The sequence below is a fragment of the Pseudomonas arcuscaelestis genome, from assembly GCF_016881005.1.
Taxonomy (GTDB): domain Bacteria; phylum Pseudomonadota; class Gammaproteobacteria; order Pseudomonadales; family Pseudomonadaceae; genus Aquipseudomonas; species Aquipseudomonas arcuscaelestis.
Genome location: NZ_JACOPV010000083.1, coordinates 1 through 1,037, shown reverse-complemented (window position 1 = coordinate 1,037; position 1,037 = coordinate 1). Strand labels below are relative to the sequence as shown.

The window sequence follows — 1,037 nt, the reverse complement described above, 5'->3', positions numbered from 1 at the left end:
GACCACTTCGGCCAGGGCCTGGCGCGACAGTTCACGCGGAGGACGGTCGCCCACGCTTGGCACCTTGATGGTCTCGCCGGCACCGGCCAGCTTGGCCAGGGCGCAGGCGTAGCGGATCTTGATTTCTTCGGCGTACTGGGTCGGTGTACGCAGCGCCATGGCGATGTCGTTGGTCACCTGGTCGCCCGCAATCGGGATCACGGCGGTGTGACGGATCGCACCCTCGGTGAAGATCGCAATGTCAGTGGTGCCGCCGCCGATGTCCACCAGGCACACGCCCAGTTCTTTTTCGTCGTCGGTCAGTACCGAGTAGGCCGAGGCCAGTTGTTCCAGAATGATGTCGTCGATTTCCAGGCCACAGCGGCGCACGCATTTTTCAATGTTCTGTGCGGCGTTGACGGCGCAGGTCACTACGTGAACCTTGGCTTCCAGACGTACACCCGACATGCCCAGGGGCTCGCGAACGCCTTCCTGATTATCGATCACGTAGTCCTGCGGCAGGGTGTGCAGTACGCGCTGGTCAGCCGGGATCGCCACGGCCTGGGCAGCGTCGAGTACACGCTCGAGGTCGGCCGCGCTGACTTCACGGTCGCGGATCGCCACGATGCCGTGAGAGTTCAGGCTGGGGATTTGGTTGCCGGCCACGCCGACGATCGCCGAGTGAATCCGGCAACCGGCCATCAGCTGCGCTTCTTCAATGGCGCGCTGGATCGATTGCACGGTGGAATCGTTGTTCACCACCACGCCCTTCTTCAGGCCCCGGGACGGATGCGTGCCAATACCGACGATCTCGATCACGCCGTCTTCACCGACCTCGCCCACCAGCGCCACCACCTTGGAGGTGCCGATATCGAGACCGACGATCATTTTGCCGCTTTGCACGTTTGCCATGGGTCCTGCCTCATCTTAATTCTTCGCGACAGCGGGTTGCGCTGCCGTGGGCGCAGCCGGTTCACGCCAGCCGACGGCAAGGCCGTTGGCGTAACGCAGGTCGACGCTCGCAATGTTCGTAATCTGTTCTTTCAAGGTCTTGTCAT

1 protein-coding gene and 1 pseudogene are annotated in these 1,037 nt (G+C 62.5%); both read right to left on the bottom strand.

Going from position 1 to position 1,037, the window contains the following annotated elements; genetic code table 11:
- A partial coding sequence (gene ftsA / locus H8F21_RS29405) for a cell division protein FtsA (RefSeq protein WP_203585856.1) occupies window positions 1-891 on the bottom strand: 891 nt, incomplete at its 3' end.
- Window positions 892-906: 15 nt separating this feature from the next.
- Window positions 907-1,037, bottom strand: a pseudogene (locus H8F21_RS29400) (cell division protein FtsQ/DivIB); the annotation flags it as partial.